The organism is Corallococcus sp. AB038B (assembly GCF_003668955.1).
Classification (GTDB): domain Bacteria; phylum Myxococcota; class Myxococcia; order Myxococcales; family Myxococcaceae; genus Corallococcus; species Corallococcus exiguus.
Window position 1 is genome coordinate 1 of record NZ_RAWO01000094.1, and the last position, 451, is coordinate 451.

General features: G+C 41.2%; 1 protein-coding gene. It reads right to left on the reverse strand.

Annotated features, from left to right (window positions below; translation table 11 throughout):
• Nucleotides 1–451: hypothetical protein (locus tag D7Y04_RS42645; RefSeq protein ID WP_158627697.1), on the reverse strand; the 451-nt coding region annotated here is incomplete at both ends.

Below are 451 nucleotides of genomic sequence, written 5' to 3' on the forward strand. Positions count from 1 at the left end.
GACGATTGTTGATCGTTGCCCAGCTTCCTGGTATTTCCATGGAAGCTTTTCGTAATTCCATGAGTTTCTCGATATTTTCCAATCGTTGAACCTTCGACAGGAATTCCGATGGTGTCGCATATGTATCTTTAATTGCTTCTTGGTATAATGACAGGCGCAGACCATTCATCAGCTTGCGAATTCTCTGTCGGTCCGACATATCGGGATCACATTTTCCGCACAGCTCAAGCATATCATAGTAATATTGGATGATAGGTTCGTTTGGTTGTTGCTTGCGATGGTTCAATTGTTGTTCAAGTAGATATTCGTTCTTTTCTCCAAATCTTTCAATAATCAGTTTCTTGAAAGTTGACCAATTCTGGATATGGGCTTTGTTCTCAATCCACCACTTGTAACCATATTCCTTGAGGAAGGCTGGCGCATATTGAAGGCATAGTTCTTCTTTCACTCC